Source organism: Streptomyces sp. NBC_01549 (assembly GCF_026339955.1).
Classification (GTDB): Bacteria; Actinomycetota; Actinomycetes; order Streptomycetales; family Streptomycetaceae; genus Streptomyces.
The window spans coordinates 1,307,113-1,325,688 of sequence record NZ_JAPEPW010000002.1 but is presented as its reverse complement, the minus strand read 5'-3'; the positions used below and the strand labels follow the sequence as shown (position 1 = coordinate 1,325,688).

The 18,576-nt window shown below is 70.6% G+C and carries 13 protein-coding genes and 1 pseudogene; 8 read left to right on the top strand and 6 right to left on the bottom strand.

The window, feature by feature from the left end; translation table 11 throughout:
• The first annotated feature begins 14 nt into the window (after window positions 1-14).
• The 3 genes from OG819_RS40785 (at window position 15) to tatA (ending at window position 3,516) form a co-directional block, all read left to right on the top strand.
• Window positions 15-707 (top strand): ABC transporter ATP-binding protein, encoded by a 693-nt coding sequence (locus tag OG819_RS40785; RefSeq protein ID WP_266654202.1) that lies wholly within the window; start codon window positions 15-17, stop codon window positions 705-707.
• Window positions 704-3,082, top strand: a complete 2,379-nt coding sequence (locus tag OG819_RS40780; RefSeq protein ID WP_266654200.1) for an FtsX-like permease family protein — start codon at window positions 704-706, stop codon at window positions 3,080-3,082. Before OG819_RS40785 ends, OG819_RS40780 begins: the two co-directional genes overlap by 4 nt.
• Window positions 3,083-3,237: 155 nt before the next feature.
• Complete coding sequence (gene tatA / locus OG819_RS40775; protein WP_266634972.1) at window positions 3,238-3,516, top strand: Sec-independent protein translocase subunit TatA; 279 nt, start codon at window positions 3,238-3,240, stop codon at window positions 3,514-3,516.
• Between the two features lie 63 nt (window positions 3,517-3,579).
• Here the strand turns inward: tatA and OG819_RS40770 are convergent, their stop codons facing one another.
• From OG819_RS40770 to OG819_RS40760, 3 genes are all read right to left on the bottom strand, one after another.
• A complete protein-coding gene (locus OG819_RS40770) occupies window positions 3,580-4,605 on the bottom strand; it encodes a sporulation protein (protein ID WP_266654198.1) in 1,026 nt (341 codons plus the stop codon).
• 128 nt (window positions 4,606-4,733) lie between these two features.
• Window positions 4,734-6,092, bottom strand: coding sequence for a histidine-type phosphatase (locus OG819_RS40765; protein ID WP_266654196.1), 1,359 nt, complete (start codon window positions 6,090-6,092; stop codon window positions 4,734-4,736).
• Between the two features lie 109 nt (window positions 6,093-6,201).
• A complete protein-coding gene (locus OG819_RS40760) occupies window positions 6,202-8,046 on the bottom strand; it encodes a phosphatidylglycerol lysyltransferase domain-containing protein (protein ID WP_266655524.1) in 1,845 nt (614 codons plus the stop codon).
• Window positions 8,047-8,695: 649 nt separating this feature from the next.
• On the opposite strand from OG819_RS40760, the gene efeU reads away from it, so the two are divergent.
• Together efeU and efeB are read left to right on the top strand one after the other, a co-directional pair.
• A complete protein-coding gene (gene efeU / locus OG819_RS40755) occupies window positions 8,696-11,149 on the top strand; it encodes an iron uptake transporter permease EfeU (RefSeq protein ID WP_266632397.1) in 2,454 nt (817 codons plus the stop codon).
• Between the two features lie 118 nt (window positions 11,150-11,267).
• A complete protein-coding gene (efeB, locus tag OG819_RS40750) occupies window positions 11,268-12,551 on the top strand; it encodes an iron uptake transporter deferrochelatase/peroxidase subunit (protein ID WP_266632399.1) in 1,284 nt (427 codons plus the stop codon).
• Here efeB and OG819_RS40745 read toward each other — a convergent pair.
• A complete protein-coding gene (locus OG819_RS40745; RefSeq protein WP_266654194.1) occupies window positions 12,482-13,189 on the bottom strand; it encodes a hypothetical protein in 708 nt (235 codons plus the stop codon). The genes efeB and OG819_RS40745 overlap by 70 nt on opposite strands.
• Window positions 13,190-13,685: 496 nt before the next feature.
• Here OG819_RS40745 and OG819_RS40740 point away from each other — a divergent pair, with 496 nt between their 5' ends.
• Window positions 13,686-14,243 carry a DUF1062 domain-containing protein gene (locus tag OG819_RS40740; RefSeq protein ID WP_266654192.1) on the top strand — a complete coding sequence of 186 codons (558 nt, stop codon included), beginning with the start codon at window positions 13,686-13,688 and terminating at the stop codon, window positions 14,241-14,243.
• Window positions 14,244-14,319: 76 nt separating this feature from the next.
• Window positions 14,320-14,424: pseudogene (locus tag OG819_RS40735) on the top strand (transcriptional regulator); the annotation flags it as partial.
• Window positions 14,425-14,438: 14 nt separating this feature from the next.
• On the opposite strand, the gene OG819_RS40730 reads toward OG819_RS40735, so the two are convergent.
• The gene (locus OG819_RS40730) at window positions 14,439-15,788 is read right to left on the bottom strand and encodes a nucleobase:cation symporter-2 family protein (RefSeq protein WP_266654190.1); all 1,350 of its coding nucleotides are present in this window, start codon (window positions 15,786-15,788) and stop codon (window positions 14,439-14,441) included.
• A 298-nt stretch (window positions 15,789-16,086) separates the two neighbouring features.
• Here OG819_RS40730 and OG819_RS40725 point away from each other — a divergent pair, with 298 nt between their 5' ends.
• Complete coding sequence (locus tag OG819_RS40725) at window positions 16,087-17,040, top strand: IS481 family transposase (RefSeq protein ID WP_266651254.1); 954 nt, start codon at window positions 16,087-16,089, stop codon at window positions 17,038-17,040.
• 173 nt (window positions 17,041-17,213) lie between these two features.
• Here OG819_RS40725 and OG819_RS40720 read toward each other — a convergent pair whose 3' ends face one another.
• Entirely contained in the window at window positions 17,214-18,572 is a 1,359-nt protein-coding gene (locus tag OG819_RS40720; protein WP_266654188.1) for an FAD-dependent oxidoreductase, read from the bottom strand.
• Window positions 18,573-18,576: the final 4 nt, after the last annotated feature.

Sequence of the window (18,576 nt, the reverse complement as noted above, 5' to 3'; positions counted from 1 at the left end):
CCGAGGGAGACTCCATGACCACACCCCTGATCGAACTGCGCGAGGTGAGCCGGAAGTACGACGACGGGCCGCCCGCACTGCACGACACGTCGCTGACCGTCCGGGCCGGCGAGGCGGTCGCGATCCTCGGACCGTCCGGCAGCGGCAAGTCCACCCTGCTCAACCTGATCGCCGGCCTGGACCGACCGGACACCGGGACGGTCACCGTGGACGGTGTACGGGTCGACGGACTCGGCGAGGCCGCCTCGGCGCGCTACCGGCGGGACAGGATCGGGATGGTCTTCCAGTTCTTCAACCTGCTCGACGACCTGACCGTCGCCGACAACGTCGTCCTGCCCGCCCAACTCGCCGGAATGCCACGCGCCGAGGCGCACCGGCGCGCCGCGGAACTGCTCGAGACGCTCGGTGTCGACCGGCACGCCCGTGCCTACCCCGGGCGGCTGTCCGGCGGCGAACGCCAGCGCGTCGCCGTGGCCAGAGCCCTGATGAACCGTCCGTCCCTGCTACTGGCCGACGAACCGACCGGCGCCTTGGACAGCGCCTCCGGGGAGGACGTCGGCCAACTGCTCACCGACCTCAACGCCGATGGCCAGACCATCGTGGTCGTCACCCACGACCTCGCGCTGGCCCGGTCCTGCACCAGCCGCACCGTTCGGCTCGTCGACGGCCGGATCGCCGAGGACGTCAGGCCGGAGGCGGTCCGATGAGCGCGCTGGACCGGGTCGTCCGCTCGGGCGTCGGCCGCCGCCGGGTGCAGACCCTCGTGATCGGGCTGACCATGATGATGGCCGTGACCGCGGCGGTCCTCGGCGGATCGCTCCTGGTGGCCTCCAGCGCGCCCTTCGACCACGCCTTCGCCCGGGAGCACGGGGCGCACCTGTCTGTGCAGTTCGACGCGCGCCGGGCCACGGCGGCGCGGTTGTCCGCCTCGGCGGACGCCACGGGGGTGGCCGAGGCGTCCGGCCCGTTCGGGACCGTGACGCTCACCCCGCACACCGAGATCGAAGGCGTGGCCGGCGGCATCGACGGGGTGCCGATGACGGTCGTCGGCCGCGCCGAGCCGCACACCGGCGTCGACCGGGTCGCACTGACCGAGGGACGGTGGGCCGAGCGCCCCGGCGAGATCGTGGTCTCCGACGGATCCCAGCCCTTCCCGAGCCTCGGGCGGCGGCTCACGTTCCCCGGACTGCCCGGGGGGCCGACGCTGAAGGTGGTCGGCCTGGCCCGGTCGGCGAGCCGCACCGGTGACGCCTGGGTCGTCCCCGCCCAGATCGCCGCGCTGACGCCGAAGGGCCGGAACGCCGGTTACGAGATGCTCTACCGCCTCACCAGGCCGGACACCGCCACGCAGGTCGCCGTGGGCCGCCGCGCGGTGACCGCGGTCGTTCCTGCGGGGGCGGTGACCGGGGCGCAGTCCTGGCTGACGGTCAAGAAGACGGCCGACCGGGAGACCGCGCTGTTCGTCCCCTTCCTGCTCGCGTTCGGCGTCCTCGGCCTGATCATGTCGGTGCTCATCGTCGGCAACGTGGTCGCGGGTACGGTCGGCGCGGGGCTGCGGCGCATCGGCATCCTCAAGGCCATCGGATTCACCCCGCACCAGGTGGTACGGGCGTACGTCGGCCAGGCCCTGGTCCCGGCCGCGATCGGCACCGCCCTCGGTGTCGTCGCGGGCAATCTCGCCGCCGTCCCGGTGCTGTCCGATTCCGCGAACGTCTACGGAACGGGCGGCCTGGCGGTCACCCCCTGGGTCGACCTCGCTGTGATCGCGGGGGCGCTGGGCTTGGTGGCGGTCACCGCCTGGGCTGCCGCGTGGCGGGCGGGACGGCTGCGCACGGTGGACGCGCTCGCCGTCGGCCGTACGGCGTTCCCAAGGCGTGGACGGCCGGCGGCCCGGGTGAGCGCTCTGCTGCCGCTCCCGAGGCCGGTCGGCCTCGGGCTGGCGCGTCCCTTCGCCCGCCCGGCCCGCTCGGCCGCCATGGGCGCGGCCGTCGTGTTCGGCGCGGTGGCCGTCACCTTCGCCGTCGGCCTCTCCTCGTCGCTCGCCGAGGTGATGGCCGCGCGGGCGCACGACGCCGCCGACGTCACCGTCGGAGTCCGGGAACCGCAGGGCCCCGAGGCACCGGGCGCCAGGAGTCCGGGTGCCGCGGGATCGGCCGCGGCCGATCCCGCCGCGATCACGGCGGCCATCGACTCCCAGCCGGGCACCGGGAAGTACTACGGCGTCGCCACGACCCAGGCCACCGTCTCGGGGGCGGCCGGTGTCGTCAACGTCGTCGCGTTCACCGGGGACGCCTCCTGGGGCGGCTACGCGATGGTGTCGGGGCGGTGGATCGCGAGGTCGGGTGAGGCCGTTGTGCCGACCCCCTTCCTGACCGCGACCGGCACCCGGGTCGGCGACACCGTCTCCTTGAACGACCATGGCACGGCCGTCACGGTCCGGATCGTCGGCGAGGTCCTCGACACCCACCACCAGGGCATGGAGGTCTTCACCGACCGCGCGACCCTCGCCGCCGCCGAACCGGACCTCCAGGTCGAGAGCCACCAGATCGCGGTGAGATCCGGCACGGACGTGGCGGCCTACGCCACCCGGCTGAACGCCGTACTGCGGCCGCTGGGCGTCACCGCCGAGACCGGTCGGGTGGGCGACAACAGCAGCACGGTCACCGTCCTGAACTCACTGACCGCCGTCCTCACCCTGATGCTCGTCGCGGTCGCCGGACTCGGCGTGCTCAACGGAGTCGTCCTCGACACCCGTGAACGGGTCCGCGACCTGGGCATCCACAAGGCCCTCGGGATGACCCCGCGACAGACCGTCGCCATGGTCGTCACCTCGGTCGTCGTGACCGGACTCGTCGGCGGCGCCCTCGGGGTGCCGCTCGGTGTCGCCCTGCACGGCTGGGTCATGCCGGCCATGGGGCACAGCGCCGGGCTGGAGCTGCCCGAGTCCGTCATCGCCGTCTACCGCACGCCCGAACTGATCCTGCTCGCCCTCGGCGGCCTGCTGATCGCCGTCCTGGGCGCGCTGCTGCCCGCGGGCTGGGCCGCTCGGACGCGAACCGCCACCGCGCTGCGCACGGAATAGCGTCGGAACAGGAGAGGAACAAGAGCAGAAGGGGGAGCCGGGAGACGTCCGATCCGACCCCATGGTTGTACTGTTGCGCAAAGCAGCAATCTTCAAGCGGGTGGCGGCCAGTGGGACGCGCGCCCTCGACCGAGGCGAAGAAGGGCGGGCGCGCGATGCTCCGCAACGGACTGGAACCCTGGCACCTCCTGATCGTGGCGATCTTGTTCATCGTGCTGTTCGGCTCGAAGAAGCTGCCGGACACCGCCCGGGCACTGGGCAAGTCGATGCGCATCCTCAAGAGCGAGACCAAGGCGATGAAGGACGAGAACCCCACGTCCGCCGCCACCGCCGAGAAGGACGCGGCTGCGGTGACCCCCACGGCGGTCATCAGGAACTCCGCCGAGCAGGACGCCCCGCGCGTGACGACCGAGGTTCCGGGCGCCGCGCACTGAGCCCCCGGGGTCCGTGTCCTGGGACGGCGCGCACCGCACCAGGACACGGACCCGACTGAGGACTCAGTCCTCTTCGCCGCCTTCGTCGTCCTCGTCGCCCTCGAAGAAGTCGCCCACCTCGTCGACGACTTCGGCCGCGACCAGGCCGCCGACCACCCCCACCGCGAGCCCCGCCGCGCCGACCGCGACCGCGGTACCGACGCCGGGCCCGGAGCGGTGGCTCTCATGGCCCGACTCATGGCCCGAGTGATGCCCGTACGAGCTCCCCCCGGCATACGGATCGGCGTGACCGTACGTGGCGTGGGAGCCGTACGACGCCCGGTGCTCGACCAACTGCCTGATCCAGCCGTCGACTTCGCCGTTCCAGTCGCGGGCCTCGACATCGTGATGGCTCACCGTGAAGCGGGTGAGCGCGTCCTGCCCGGACTCGAAGAGCCCGCCACGCTTGTCGGCCTCCAGGACGATCTCCATACCTGCGGGGGTGGCGAGGAAGGTCAGCTCGATCTCGTTCACCACATGCGCGTACTGCGGCGCTGGGGTCAGCTCGATCTCCTGGTAGAAGGGCAACTGCTGCCCCGTACCCCCGATGTGGCCGTACTCGAGGTCGGCGGACCTGAAGCCGAAGCCCAGCTGACCCAGCGCCTCCAGGACCGCTTCCTGGACGGGCAGCGGACGCACCGCGAGCGGATCCAGGTCGCCCTTGTCCCTCGCACCGGCCACCGCGAGCTCGGTACGCACGCCGAGGACAATGCCCAGCGGCTGCCCGTACAGCTCGCTGACCGGTGTCTCCCAGGGCAGGGACACACGGAACGGAACGCTGTACCGCTCCTCCTCGGCGAGACGGAAACCGCCGCCGACCGTGAACCTTTCGAAGACGACGACGCCCTCGCTCTCCCCGTCCTCGTGCTCGGCCTCCACCCGGGCGATCAGCTCGAGCCCGATGTGCTCGATCTGCACGTCCGCGCTGCCACCCTGGAGATGGACCTGCCCGGACAGGATCCCGCCGGGCGCCACCGCGCCGCCGTCGAGAACCGTGTCCACCGAGGGGCCGCCTGCACCCATCGCCCCGAGCAGCCGTTTGAACACCATGTCGGTGTGGCTCCTTCACTGATTGCACTCATCGCTTCGAACCGGCTCGGAGCGAGCATCGAGCCGGTGTGATCAGAACTGACGGAATCCGTAAAGAAGTTCCCAAGTCACCTGGAAGAAGGCACCTTTCACGACTTCGTGCGCCCGAAGCAGCGCTCCAGCTCGGCCAGGTCGTAGAAGGCGCTGCCCTTCGCCACGGGCGCGCAGACCGCCTTGAACGCGGTCTCCTTCTCGTTGTAGAGCATCCGCACCAGGTAGGTGTCGCCCTTGCGGAACACGTCCCACTGGACGTTCGCGGCCATCGGAGCCACCGAGCCGCCCCGCCAGGGGTTGTCCGCATAGGTGTACGGCTCAGTCGTCGTCACCGGCTTCGTGCTGCCCGGCAGGCGCATGAGAGCGGCGAGCGGGATGATCTCCTCGGCGTGGGTGAAGCGCAGCTCGGCGCCCAGGTCGCTGGTCCCGTCACGCTTGGCCTCGACCTTCTTGAAGAAGTCGTCGAGCACGACGTCCGCCATCTTGTACGTGATGTCGCTGTCCGCGAAGCCTGGCCCCTTCTCGTAGAAGTCCTCGGCGTCGCCGAGATAGGCGAACCAGGCGGCGTCGCGCGGAGCGAGGTAGCGCTCCAGGTGCCAGCTGCCCTCGTCGCTCATGGACGGGGCGATGCTGTACAGGTTGTAGACCGCCTGGGCCGCGTCCACCTCGCTGCCGATGGCGGCGAACTCCCCGGCCGAGATCCGCCGGACGAAGGCCGGGGTGAAGATCTTCCTCAGGACGTCGCGGGCGGCGCGGTGGGTGGCCGGCTGCTCGGTGATGCTCTTGAGGGTGGTGGCCAGTCGCTGGTCGTTCGCGATGTAGTCGCGGTAGGCGGCACCGCCCGCGGACTTGTGGAAGTAGAGCAGGTCGGGGTCGGTGCGCGCCGGGCCGATGAGGGGGCCGAGGGCCGGGTCGGCGTCCGCGAGGGCCGAGGCGAAGAGGGTGCCGCTGTCGACGGCGCGGCCCTGGCCCGAGCTGACCACGTCGATCGGTTCGGAGTCCTCGGCGATGCGTGTGAACAGTCCGGGCAGCCGCCGCTCCATACGCCGTGCCGTGTTCTGGATCTCCCGCTTGCCCCGACCGCTGAGGTTGCCGTACCCGACCTTCTCCATCGCCGCCAGCAGCGAGCGCACCCGCGGTCCGAACTTAGCACCGGCCCGGGCGAGTTCGCCCTCGCTCTCGGCCTTGTCCCACAGCTGGAGGATCAGTTGGCCGTCCTCGCCGCTCGTCGCCGCGCGTGAACCGTGCCGGGACACGTTCTCCGTGAAGACCGGGACGAAGCCCTTCGGCGCCCGTTGGTACGTACGGGCGTCCTGCCGCGGCGCGTACGGCGTCTTCGACCCATAACTCCCCGACGCCCCGCCGGCGGCCCGCGCCGGGAGCGGGGACACGAGGAGGACGGAGAGCGCGGAGAGGGCGAGAGCCAGGGCGGGGGCGGCCGCGATGCGTTTCATGGGGGAGTCGATTCGTCCGGGGGCGGGCTCGGTGATCGGCCGCATCGTTTCCGCACGACGTGAACGTCGGGTGACCATGACATGGCGGGTACCGGGTGGGGGCGCCGCTCTAAGAGGTGGTGGTGGACGAGGTGTTGGTCTGCGCGCCGCTTCGGGCGTCCGGAGTCGTCTCGCCGTCCGTGCGCGTCTGTTGTCTGGGGATCAGCCCGCCCTCGTGCGGTGGCTGTGTCCGTCCACCCGGTGCCCGCAGGAGGGGGCGGCGGCCGAGCGCGGGCAGGGCGGGCGGGGTGAGGAAGCCCTCCGCACGGGCGGCGGCGACGCCGATGCGGGGGAGGTCGCTGCTCTTCTCGAACAGGAGGTAGCGGGGTTCCCAGACGGGCCGGTACTTGGCGTTGGCCCGGTAGAGGGACTCGAGTTGCCACCAGCGGGAGAGGAAGGTCAGCACCGTGCACCACAGACGCAGCACGGGGCCGGCGCCCAGCCGGGAGCCGCGTTCGAAGACGGAACGGAACATGGCGAAGTTCAGCGAGACCCGTTGCACCCCGATCTCCTGGGCGCGCAGCAGGAGTTCGATGACCATGAACTCCATGAGTCCGTTCTCGGAGTTCCGGTCCCGGCGCATCAGGTCGAGCGACAGCCCCTTCTCGCCCCACGGCACGAAGCTCAGCACGGCCCGCGGTTCGTCCTGGCTGTCGCGGCACTCCAGCATGACGCACCGGCCGTCGCCCGGGTCGCCGAGCCGGCCGAGCGCCATGGAGAACCCGCGCTCGGTCTCGCCGTCCCGCCAGTGGTCCGCCTTGTCGATCAGCGTAGTCATCTCGGCCTCGGGGATGTCCTCGTGGCGACGGATGCCGACGGTGTACCCGGCCCGGCGGATGCGGTTGTGCGCCTGGCGCACTCCGCGCATCGCGCGCCCTTCGAGGGTGAAGTCGGCGCGGTCCACGATGGCTTCGTCGCCGAGTTCGAGGGCGTCGAGGCCGTGCCGGGCGTAGATGGTGCCGGCCTCCTCACTGGCGCCCATCACGGCAGGCGTCCAGGCGTGCCGTCGCGCCTCGTGCAGCCACGCCTCGATGGCGCCCGGCCAGGCCTCGGGGTCGCCGATCGGGTCGCCGGAGGCCAGGGTCACCCCGCCGACCACCCGGTAGGCGATCGCCGCCTTGCCGCTCGGGGACCACATGACGGCCTTGTCGCGGCGCAGCGCGAAGTAGCCCAGTGAGTCCCGTTCACCGTGTTTGGCGAGGAGCTCGCGCAGCCGTCGTTCGTCGTCCTCGCCGAGGAGTTCACGCCCACGCGGCGCGCGGAAGCAGGCGTAGAGCACGAACAGGAAGGACGCCGCCATCAGGATGTTGATGATGACGTCCACCCAGCGGGGTGCGACCACGGAGTCGAGGTGGTCGGCGAGCGGGCCGACGCTGATTCCGCGCAGCAGCGTGTACGCGATCCGGTCGCTCAGCGGCGAGCCGGACACCTTGTTGGTGGCGCTCACCAGCAGCGTTCCGAGGGTGCCGCTGACCAGGATGCCGCCGGCGCCGACGGCCAGCGCCAGCCGGGGGTTGGAGCGGTCCCCGACGGCCTGGAACTCCCTCCGTCCCACGAGTAGCGCGACGACGAAGAGCCCGGTGAACAGGGTCGAGAACCAGTTGAAGCCGTGCCTTCGGCACTGCTCCTGCGTGAGGGCCAGGACGTACAGCCCGAAGAGCGGTCCCGCCAGCAGCATGTTGAAGATCCACGCGGCCCGTTTGCGGCGCCGCATGACCAGGGCCAGGAACAGTGCCAGCGCGGCCGAGACCAGCCCGGCGGTGGCCAGGTAGGGGGTGAAGAACTCACCTCCGTTGTGTTCGTGCACCTCTTCGCGGAACGGCAGCGAGGTGACCGCCACCACGTTGAGCAGCGCGAGCAGTCGCAGGTACCAGACCGTGGCCGTGGCCGCCCGTGGTCGCAGCCGGGCGCCGATGGCCCGCCGTCCGGTCGGGTCCGTCCGGCGCGATTTCGAGTTCCGCTGTTCCGGGACGAGTACTGGCTGTTGGGCAGACACGGTGGAGCATCACCTTGGGGAGAGGGCGGTGGGGGAGGGCCGCGGGAGCGGAGGTGGGGAAACCCTGTGCGTTCCCTACGAAGGGCAGAGCGGGGAAACCCTACATGCTGTAAGGGAAAGGAGAGTTGTGGTCGCGGTGAGGATTGCCGCCGAGGGTCTTAACGAACGGTGGTCGACGGCGTTGCGGGGAAAGACTGCCTGGTCCGGGCGGTGCCGTGCGGTAAGGGGCTGGTAAGAATCGCAGCGCGGAGAGAAGGTCCCGGGCGGGGGTGTGGTCACGCCGCCGGGCCGTCGCGGTGCGCCCCGTGAATGGCCGCGGACGCCGCGTTCATTTCCCTTCCGTCCTCGCATAGCCACAGGTCAGAGGTGTGAAGTCGGCCCTGTGCGGCTGTCGCGTCGGCTGATCGGCCGATCCGCCCTCGATGCGGCCGACGCGGTCCGGGGCCGCGGATCACGTCCACTGTGTCGCGATTTGTGTGCTCTCTTGACGCTTAGTTAGGCATGCCTACACTAAGCCCCGCCCTTGGCCGCCCGGCCTGGTATTCGCTGTATCGGAGAGAGGCCCGAGGTGTGGGACGACGCGTTTCCCAGCTTTCTGATCGGTCTGCGTGAGGGGTTGGAAGCGGGACTGATCGTCTCGGTTCTGGTCGCCACACTCGTACGGTCCGACCAGCGTGCCCGACTGCCCCATGTGTGGACGGGAGTTGCCGCCGCCATCGGGTTGTCGACGAGCTTCGGCGCGGTCCTGACGTTCACCGCGGCGAACCTGTCCGGGAAGTCGCAGGAGGCGTTCGGCGGCACGCTCAGTCTGGTCGCGGTCGTGTTCGTCACCGCCATGGTGTTCTGGATGCGGCGCTCGGCCCGTACGTTCTCCGGAGAGATCAGGCAGAAGGTCACCGCCGCGCTGGGCATGGGCACGGGGGTACTGATCGCCACGTCGTTCCTCGCCGTCGGCCGTGAGGGCCTGGAGACCGCGCTGTTCCTGTGGACCACCGCGCAGGCCGCCGGGAGTTCCTCGGGTCCGCTGGCCGGAGCGGCGGCCGGGCTGCTGATCGCCGCGGCGCTGTGTTGGGGCCTGTACCGGCGTGTACTGCACATCAACCTCACGCGCTTCTTCACCATCACCGGCGCCGTGCTCATCGTCATCGCCGCGGGCGTTCTCGGCTACGGCATGCGCGACCTCCAGGAAGCCACGGTGATCCCGGGCGGCACGTCGTACGCCTTCGATCTTTCGGCGCATCTCGACCCGGCCTCCTGGTACGTCACCGTCGTCCAGGGCACGCTCAACCTCACCCCGCAGATGACCTGGCTTCAGGTCGGCGTCTACGGCGCGTACCTGGCGATCGTGATGACGCTGTTCGTGCGCGGCGTCCCCGGGTCCGCCGTTGTGCGGGCCCGGTCGTCGGACGGCTCCGTGCCCGCGGGGGTCGCTGGCGCGGTGGCCGACGAGCCTGCCGAGGGCGCGAACGCCGCGGTGCTCGCCGCGACGGACGTCGCGAGAGCGACCAAGCTCATGTCCGCGCCGCCGCTCGACTCCGCAGAGGCGGAGAAGACCGCGGAACCCGCCGCCACGCAGGGCGCTGCGGTCGCCGCCCCCGGCGCCGGAAGTGGCTCCGCGTCGACTGTCGTCGAGGCCGAGCGGTCCACCGCGCCCGCTCCGGTCGGGGACGAGGCCGGATCTGTTTCCTCGGGCGCCGACAAGTCCGCCGCGCCGACCGCGTCGTCCGTGACCGAGGCTGAGCACTCCGCCACGCTCGCCACCGAGGGCGAGAAGCCCGCCGAGCCCGCTTCCTCCGGCCCCGATAAGGCGTCCGCTCCCACCGAGCCCCCCGCGGCCAAGCCGTCCACCCCTCGTCGCTTCCCCCGCTGGACGGTCCCCGCCGCTCTCGTCGCCGCGCCCGCGCTCATCGCGGGGATCACCATCGCCGCCAGCGGCGGAAAGCCCGCGTCCGGGACACCTGTCGTCGAGGTGTCCGCGACCGACTGTGGCAGGGGCTTCACCGCGCCCAAGCCGGGCCGGCAGACCTTCCAGGTGCGCAACACCGGCTCCCGTACCTCCGAGATCTATCTGATCGACCCGGTCAGCAACGCCGTCTACGGCGAGGTCGAGGGCATAGCCCCCGGCACCACCCGCGCCCTGATCGCCACCGTCGGGACGGGCTCGTACGCCTGGCGCTGTGTACCCAACGGCGGGAAGGCCGTCACCTCGGCGGCCGTGCGCGTCAGCGCGGGCGGCGGCTCCGTCCAGGCCGTGCTGCCGGTCTCCGAGAAGGACCTCGCCGCACCGCTGGCCGCCTACCGGGCCTATGTCGACCAGGGCCTGGCCGACCTGCAGACCAAGACGCGCACCCTGCGGAGCGACATCGACGCCGGCAAGCTCGACCGGGCCCGCGAGGACTGGCTGGCCGCGCACACGCGGTACGCCTCGCTCGGCGCCGCCTACGGCACCTTCGCCGACTTCGACGCGAAGATCAACGGCCGTACGGCCGGACTCGCGGGCGGGGTCGAGGACCCGGCCTTCACCGGCTTCCACCGCATCGAGTACGGCCTGTGGCACGGCCGGTCCGCCGCCACGCTCGCGCCGTACACCAAGCGGCTCGCCGCCGACGTGGACGCCCTGCGCAAGGACTTCCCGAAGCAGGACTTCGACCCGGCCGACCTCCCGCTGCGCACCCACGAGATCCTCGAGAACACCCTGCACCGCGAACTGAGCGGCACCGCCGACTACGGCAGCGGTACCGAGCTCGCCACCACCGAGGCCAACCTCGACGGCACCCGCGAACTGCTCACCCTGCTCCGCCCGCTGATCGACAAGCGCAACGCCGAGGTGCTCCCCGCCGTCGACACGTGGATGCGGCGCACCGAGCAACTGGTGCTCGCCCAGCGGGCCGAGGACGGCACCTGGACGCCGCTGGACAAGCTGTCCGACACCGACCGGCAGCGCCTCGACGGCACGGTCAGCCAGCTACTGGAAGACCTCGCCCCGATCCCGGACCTCCTGGAGATCCGCAAGGCCGCGTGAGCCGCCAAGGGCCGCTTGAGCAGCCCAGCGGCGCCGACCCCAACGCGTCGGCCCACCCGTGCCGTACCACCGCCCCCGCTGTACCGGGACCATGTGCCCACAGGAGAGGACCTCCCCGATGACGACTCCGAGCCAGGACGACCAGGCCGCGCCGGGCGGCTGCCCCTTCGGCCGCCGTACGTTCACCAAGACCGCTGTCGGTGTCGGCGTGGCCGGAGCCGCCCTGGCGGGCGCCGGGCTCGTCGGGGTCCAGGCGGCCGCGGGCAGCACCCCCGCCGCGGCGGTCGACTCGGGCGGCGGCGAAGTGTCTTTCCACGGCGCCCACCAGGCCGGCATCACCACTCCCGCGCCCAGAGCCGCCGTCTTCGTCTCCTTCGACGTCATCGCCAAGGACAGGGGCGAACTGGCCGCCCTGCTGCGCACGATCACCGAACGGGCCCGCTTCCTGACCATCGGCGGCACCCCGGTCGACCTCGGCGTGGGCGCACCGCCCTCCGACAGCGGCCTGCTGGGGCCGGACCTGCCCGCGGACGACCTCACCGTCACCGTGGGCGTCGGCGCCTCGCTCTTCGACGGCCGCTACGGACTCGCCGACCGCATACCGCGCCACCTGGGGCCGATGCGCACCTTCCCCAACGACAACCTCGACGCCGCCGAGTGCCACGGCGACCTGTCCTTGCAGTTGTGCGCCGCCAACTCCGACACGGTGCTGCACGCCCTGCGCGACATCACCCGGCACACGCGCGGCGCGATGCAGGTCAAGTGGCGCATCGACGGCTTCCAGAACCCGTCGCGTCCGACTGGCGCGCAGCGCAACTTCCTCGGGTTCAAGGACGGCATCGCCAACCCGGACACGACCTCGTCCCGCGAGATGGACGAATTGGTCTGGGTCACCGCGGCCGACGGCGAACCGTCCTGGGCGGTCGGTGGCAGCTACCAGGTCATCCGGATCATCCGCATGCTGGTCGAGTTCTGGGACCGGGTCTCGCTCACCGAGCAGGAGAAGATGATCGGCCGCCGCCGTGACACCGGCGCTCCGCTGGACGGCGCCCAGGAGACCGACCTCCCGCGCTACACCAAGGACCCCAAGGGCGAGGCGATCCCGCTGGACGCCCACATCCGGCTCGCCAACCCCCGTACGGCGAAGACCGACACGACCCGGATCCTGCGCCGCGGCTACAACTACGACCGGGGTGTCGACAAGGCGGGCAACCTCGACATGGGCCTGGCCTTCTGCTCCTACCAGCAGGACGTGGTACGTCAGTTCGAGGCGACGCAGACACGTCTGATCGACGAGCCGCTCGTCGACTACATCAGCCCCACCGGGGGTGGCTACTTCTTCGCGCTGCCCGGTGCGAAGGACAAGTCCGACTGGCTGGGCCGCTCCCTCGTCGAGGGCTGAAGCGAAGGTTGAAGAGCGGGCTGGAGCGGGGACTGGAGCGGGGGCTGGACCGAGACCGTCCCCTCCAGCCGGCCGAGCAGAAACGGCATCACTCCCCGCTCCAGCAGGGTCAGTTGCCACTCCTCATGGGCGTGTCTGAGCTCGGGATCGCGGTCCTCCGGGGTGGGGCGGCCGCGCGTCGCCAGCGACCAGAGAAGGTCGCCCAGCGCCGCGCCCGCCGTCACGGCGGCCAGGATCACCACCACCATGATCAGTCCGTCGTTCAGATGTGGGCGTACATCGAGGGCGTGCAGATCGAACCCGCTCAGGACGTACACGCCCGCGGCGACGACACCGAGACTCGACGCGAGCAGCGCCGAGACGGACACGGACCCATCTTCCGTATCGGCAGCATCCTTTGAGGGGCCGTCATCTCGCCCGGACGTGCGTAGCCGGAGGTACTGGTCGTACTCGACCGCAGCGGCCCGGGAGAGCGCGGGGCGCGCCTGAAGGGCTTCGGCGCGCAGGCGCTCGCGCGTGTCCGCCACGCCCACGTGCTCCATGGCTGCCATGATCTCGGGGGAATCGAGAGCGCGGTCCAGGATCCGCTCGAAGACGCCGTCCCTCGGCGCCGCCGGACCGTCGTCACGTTCCTTCATTGGGGTCCCCCGAGACGTAAGAGGCTCACGATGTGCCAAACCCTACAGTATGTAGGGTTTCCGTTCGTCGACCGGTTCACTGTCGGGTCTTCGTCGCGTCGCGGATCTGTGTCATCCCGGTCACGTCATGGCGCAAGAACTGCTCAGGCGTTTCGCCTCTCCGCGTCAGCAACTGCTTGGAGCACGCCGGTCGGGCCGTTCGACATCCAAAGGGGCATCAAGCGGGCCCGTGTCTTCCACGCCACCGTCACCGTCGCCGTGATCCGGCTCTGGCCTCGTCCCTGATCCGCCGGACAGAACCTGGCGGTGAGGAGCTCGAAAACCAGTGGAGCGGCGCCGCTGCGCGCCATTACCGTGCTGCCGAACCAAGTCGTCTGGTCAAGGACGTGCCGTTGTACACCCTGTGAGACCTCCCGAGCGCTGAATCGTCGCGCGTCGCGCATGTGCGCCGCGCTCCTTTTTGCTGCGGACTTCTCACTGAAACCGGTGTACTTCTGTGCTCGAAAACTGGGTGGTCATGCCCACCTGCCTGCCGCTCGTTCTCCGCCGTTGCCACACGTGCGCGTCCGAGCGCTTCCGGGCAAGCGGAAAATTTCGCGTCAACGCAAACCACAAGCTCATCGACGCCTGGCTCCTCGCGCTCTGTACCGCTTGCGGGGAAACCGCGAAGCTCACGGTCCTGGAGCGGATGAATGTGCGCTCCGTACGACCTGAGCTGCTGGACCGGCTGCATGACAACGACCTTGGCCTGACAGCTGAGCTGCTCCAGGATCCGGTCGTGCGGCGCCGTAATCGCATCGCCCTCGACTGGGACAACGCCTGGCGCCTCGACACCGGCGGATCGGATCACCTGGACCGCGAGGTGAGCGATGTGATCGACGTATCGGTCCGCTTTGCGGCGCGGATCCCTGTCCGGCCGGTGCGACTGATCGCTGAAGGTTGCGGTCTTTCGCGGGCCGAGGTCGAGAGACTGATCACGGAGGGGAAAGTCGTTTCGGCAGTCCGGCTGAGCGGCAAGCTCTCCGGCGACTTCACCTTCACGCTCAAACGCTGAGCCCTCCTCGGGCCCAGGGGGCTGTCCGGCAAGACCCGCCGGACAGGCCCCTGGCCTGTCGGCATTCGCTGACGCGCGGGGAACAGTCGAGATGAACGCCTTACGCAAACCCGACCTGGACAGCCTGTTCCCCGGGCTCCTCGACAGCGTCCTCGCCGCGATCGAACGGCCGACCGACTGAGCGCCCGGCGGGGCTCAGGCTGAGGCGGCCTCCGGTTCGGTGGCGACATCGGCCGAACCCGGCTTCCCCGGCAGGTGGTTGAAGAGCAGGTTCAAGACGACCGCCGTCAGGCATCCGGCGCTGATCCCGCTGTTCATCACCGTCTGGAACCAGTCCGGGAACTTCGCGTACACCGTCGGTACCCCGACCGGCAGCATGCCCACGGCGACCGAGACGGCCACCACCGTCAGGTTGTTGTTGCCCTTGAAGTCCACCTCGGCCAGCGTCCGCAGCCCGCTGGCGGCGACCGTCCCGAACATCACCAGACCCGCGCCGCCCAGCACCGGCGCCGGCACCGCCGCGACCACCGCGCCCAGCTTGGGCAGCAGACCGAGCAGGACGAGGATGCCGCCCGCGGTCGCGACCACCCAGCGGCTGCGCACCCGGGTCATGCCGACCAGACCCACGTTCTGCGCGAACGCGGTGTAGGGGAAGGTGTTGAACACACCGCCGAGCACCGTGGAGAGACCGTCGGCGCGCAGACCGTCGGCCAGCGTGCGCGGCTCGACCCTCCGGTCGGTCATCTCGCCGACCGCGATGAGGTCACCGGTCGTCTCCGTCATCGTCACCAGCGCCACGACCAGCATCGACACGATCGCGGAGGCGTGGAACGTCGGCGCGCCGAAGTGGAACGGCGTGCTGATCCCGACCCAGTCGGCGTCCCCGACCCCACCGAAGTCCGTGAATCCGAACGGCACCGCCACGGCGAGGCCCACCGCGATGCCGACCAACACCGCGATCCGGCTCAGGAAGGCCGGCGCGAACCGCTGTACACCCACCACCACGGCCAGGACGAAGCCCGCGAGCGCCAGGTTCTTCGGCTCCCCGAAATCCTTCGCGCCCACGCCGCCGGCCGCCCAGTTGCCCGCCACCGGCAGCAGCGAGACCCCGATGATCAGGATGACGGTGCCCGTGACCAGAGGCGGGAAGAAGTGCAGCAGCCTGCCGAAGACCGGCGCCAGCAACATGATCGCGAGCCCCGCGACGATCACCGATCCGTAGATCGCGGGCAGTCCGCCTCCGGTCGTCCCGATCAGGACCATCGGTGAGACTGCCGCGAAGGTGCAGCCCTGCATGATCGGCAGTCGTACACCGAACCGCCAGAAGCCCACGCACTGGATGAGGGTCGCGATACCGCAGACCAGCAGGTCCGCGGTGATCAGATACGCGAGATCGGCGGGCGAGAGCTTCATCGCACCGCCCACGATCAGTGGCACGGCCACCGCTCCCGCGTACATCGCGAGTACGTGCTGCAGCCCGAAGGCGGCCAGGTGGCGTACGGGTGGGACCTCGTCGACGGGATGCACGGGTGCGGTGGTCGCCATGGGCACTCCAGGAGCGGCGGGTGGGGACGGGAACAGCCGGACGGCGCGAGGTACGTCCGGACAGCACGAGACCGTAAGCGGCTTGAACAGTTTGTTGATTTCCGGCCTGTTGCCGCTATGTGTCATGCCCACGGAGTCGCACTCGACTCCGCTAGGACCCGCCCGCCGGACAGGACCTAGGTGTTCTGTCCACGGAGGTTGGTGACAGTGATCACGGTTGGGTGATCTTGAACGAGTGAGGGCCTTCCGGGTTCGGTGTGGATTGCGACGTCTACACACGAACGACAAGAAGGCCCTCATGCCCCACCGTAATGCACCCCTGACCGAGACCGGCCGCCTGCGTCTGGCCCGCTGCGTCGTCGAGGACCGATGGCCGCTCCGCCGGGCCGCGGAACGGTTTCAGGTATCGGTCACCACCGCTGCCCGCTGGGCGGGGCGTTACCGCCTGCTCGGCGAGGCGGGCATGGCCGACCGTTCCTCCCGCCCGCACCACAGCCCGCGCCGGACCCCGACACGCACCGAGCGCAGGGTCATCAAGGTCCGCGTCCTGCGCCGCTGGGGGCCGGCTCGTATCGCCTACCTCCTCGGGCTGAACCCGGCCACCGTCCACCGCATCCTGACCCGCTACCGCCTGTCCCGCCTCTCCCACCTCGACCGCGCCACAGGCCGGGTCATCCGCCGCTACGAACACCCGGCACCCGGCGACCTGGTCCACGTCGACATCAAGAAACTCGGCAACATCCCTGACGGCGGCGGCCACAAGGTCCTCGGCCGTCAGGCAGGCCGCAGGAACCGCGCCAACGCCGGCGTGAGCTACCTGCACAACGCTGTCGACGACCATTCCCGCCTGGCCTACAGCGAGATACTCACCGACGAGAAGAAGGAGACCGCCACCGCGTTCTGGCAGCGGGCCCACGCCTACTTCGCCTCCTGCGGGATCACCGTGCGGCGCGTCCTGACCGACAACGGCTCCTGCTACAAGTCGTTCCTCTGGCGCGACGCGCTCGCCGCAGCCGGGATCACCCACAAGCGAACCCGGCCCTACCGGCCCCAGACGAACGGCAAGGTGGAGCGCTTCAACCGCACCCTGCTCGACGAATGGGCCTACGCGACGCCCTACCGAACCGAGAGCGAACGACGCGACGCCTACCCGCACTGGCTGCACACCTACAATCACCACCGCGGACACACCGCGCTCAAGGGCCAGCCACCCGCCAGCCGCGTCCCCAACCTCACGGGTCAATACACCTAGGGCGTGTTTCGAAAGTAGCGTCGTCCGCCCGAAGGGCGGGGTCCGCGGCGTCTGGTGCGGTGCATCGCAAGGCGGAGGGTCGTCCGCGTACTGGGCGTACGCGGACGATCCCGACAACGCGGCGAGGCGCCGTGCCAGGCGTCGCGGACCAGACGGGACTTTCGAAACACGCCCTAGGACGAAGTCGCCGTCCGCGCCGCCGCCAGCAGTGACGTCCAGTCGGGCAGCTTGACCACACGCCGACCGAGCGAGGCCCCGAGTTCCGCCTCCGCCCGCTCGATCGCCTCCCACCCGGCCCATGGGACCGGCGCCGCCCCGGCCGCCCGCAGCGCCGCGAGAGGCTCCTGCGCCACGTCCCGTCGTACGAGCTCGGGGGCGTCCTCGAGCAGCGAGGTCACGGTCTCCTTGGCGCACGGCCGGTTGGTGCCGATGACGCCGGTCGGGCCCCGCTTGATCCAGCCCGCCACATACTCGCCCGGGGTGACCATGCCGTCCCGCAGCACCCGACCCGCGAGGTGCGGCACCGTGCCGTGGTCCGTGTCGAAGGGCAGCCCTTCGAGCGGGACGCCCCGATAGCCGACCGAGCGCAGCACCAACTGCGCCTCGATGTCCTCGTACCGTCCCGTCCCGACGACCCCGCCGCGTCCGTCGGGCGCCGTACGTTCGAAGCGCACCGCGCCTACCCGGGTGCGGTCGCCCTCGTCGGGAAGCAGCTCGACCGGGCGCAGGAAGAAGCGCAGCCGGATCCGGCGGGGCCGGTCCTGGGGCGGCGCGGCGGCCCACCCCCGCAGCACCTCCACATTGCGGCGCTGCGCGGCGGGCAGGGCCGACGGGTCGACGTACTGCGGATCGAGTGCCAACTCCTCGGAGTCCACCACGACTTCGGTGTCCGGCAGCGCGCCCAGCTCGCGCAGCTCCTTGGTGGTGAACCGGGCCTGCGAGGGTCCGCGCCGCCCGATCATGCTGATCTCCGTCACGTTGCTCTCGGCCAGCGCGCTCAGCGCCGCCTGCGGCATGTCGGTGGGGCTCAGCTCGGTGGCGCCGCGGGCCAGCATCCGGGTCACGTCGACGGCGACGTTCCCGACGCCGACGACCACGGCCGAGTGCGCGCCGAGCGCGAAGCCGCCGGTGACGGAATCGGGGTGCGCGCTGTACCAGGACACGAAGTCGGTCGCCGACCAGCTGCCCGACAGCTCCTCGCCCGGCACTCCGAGGTGGCGGTCGGTGGCGGCGCCCACGCAGTAGACCACCGCGTGGTACAGCTCCCGCAGCCGGGCCACCGGCACCCCGCCCGGGCCGACCTGGACACCGCCCAGGAACCGGACCCGCTCGTCCTCCAGGACCGCCCGCAGATTGTTCTGCAGCGACTTGATCTTCTCGTGGTCGGGTGCCACGCCGTAGCGCACCAGGCCGTACGGGCACGGCAGCCGGTCCAGAACGTCCACCCGGACCTCGGACAGCCCGCTCTGGACGAGGCACTGGGCGGTGTAGACCCCACTGGGCCCCGATCCGACAACGGCGACATGCAGCACGGCG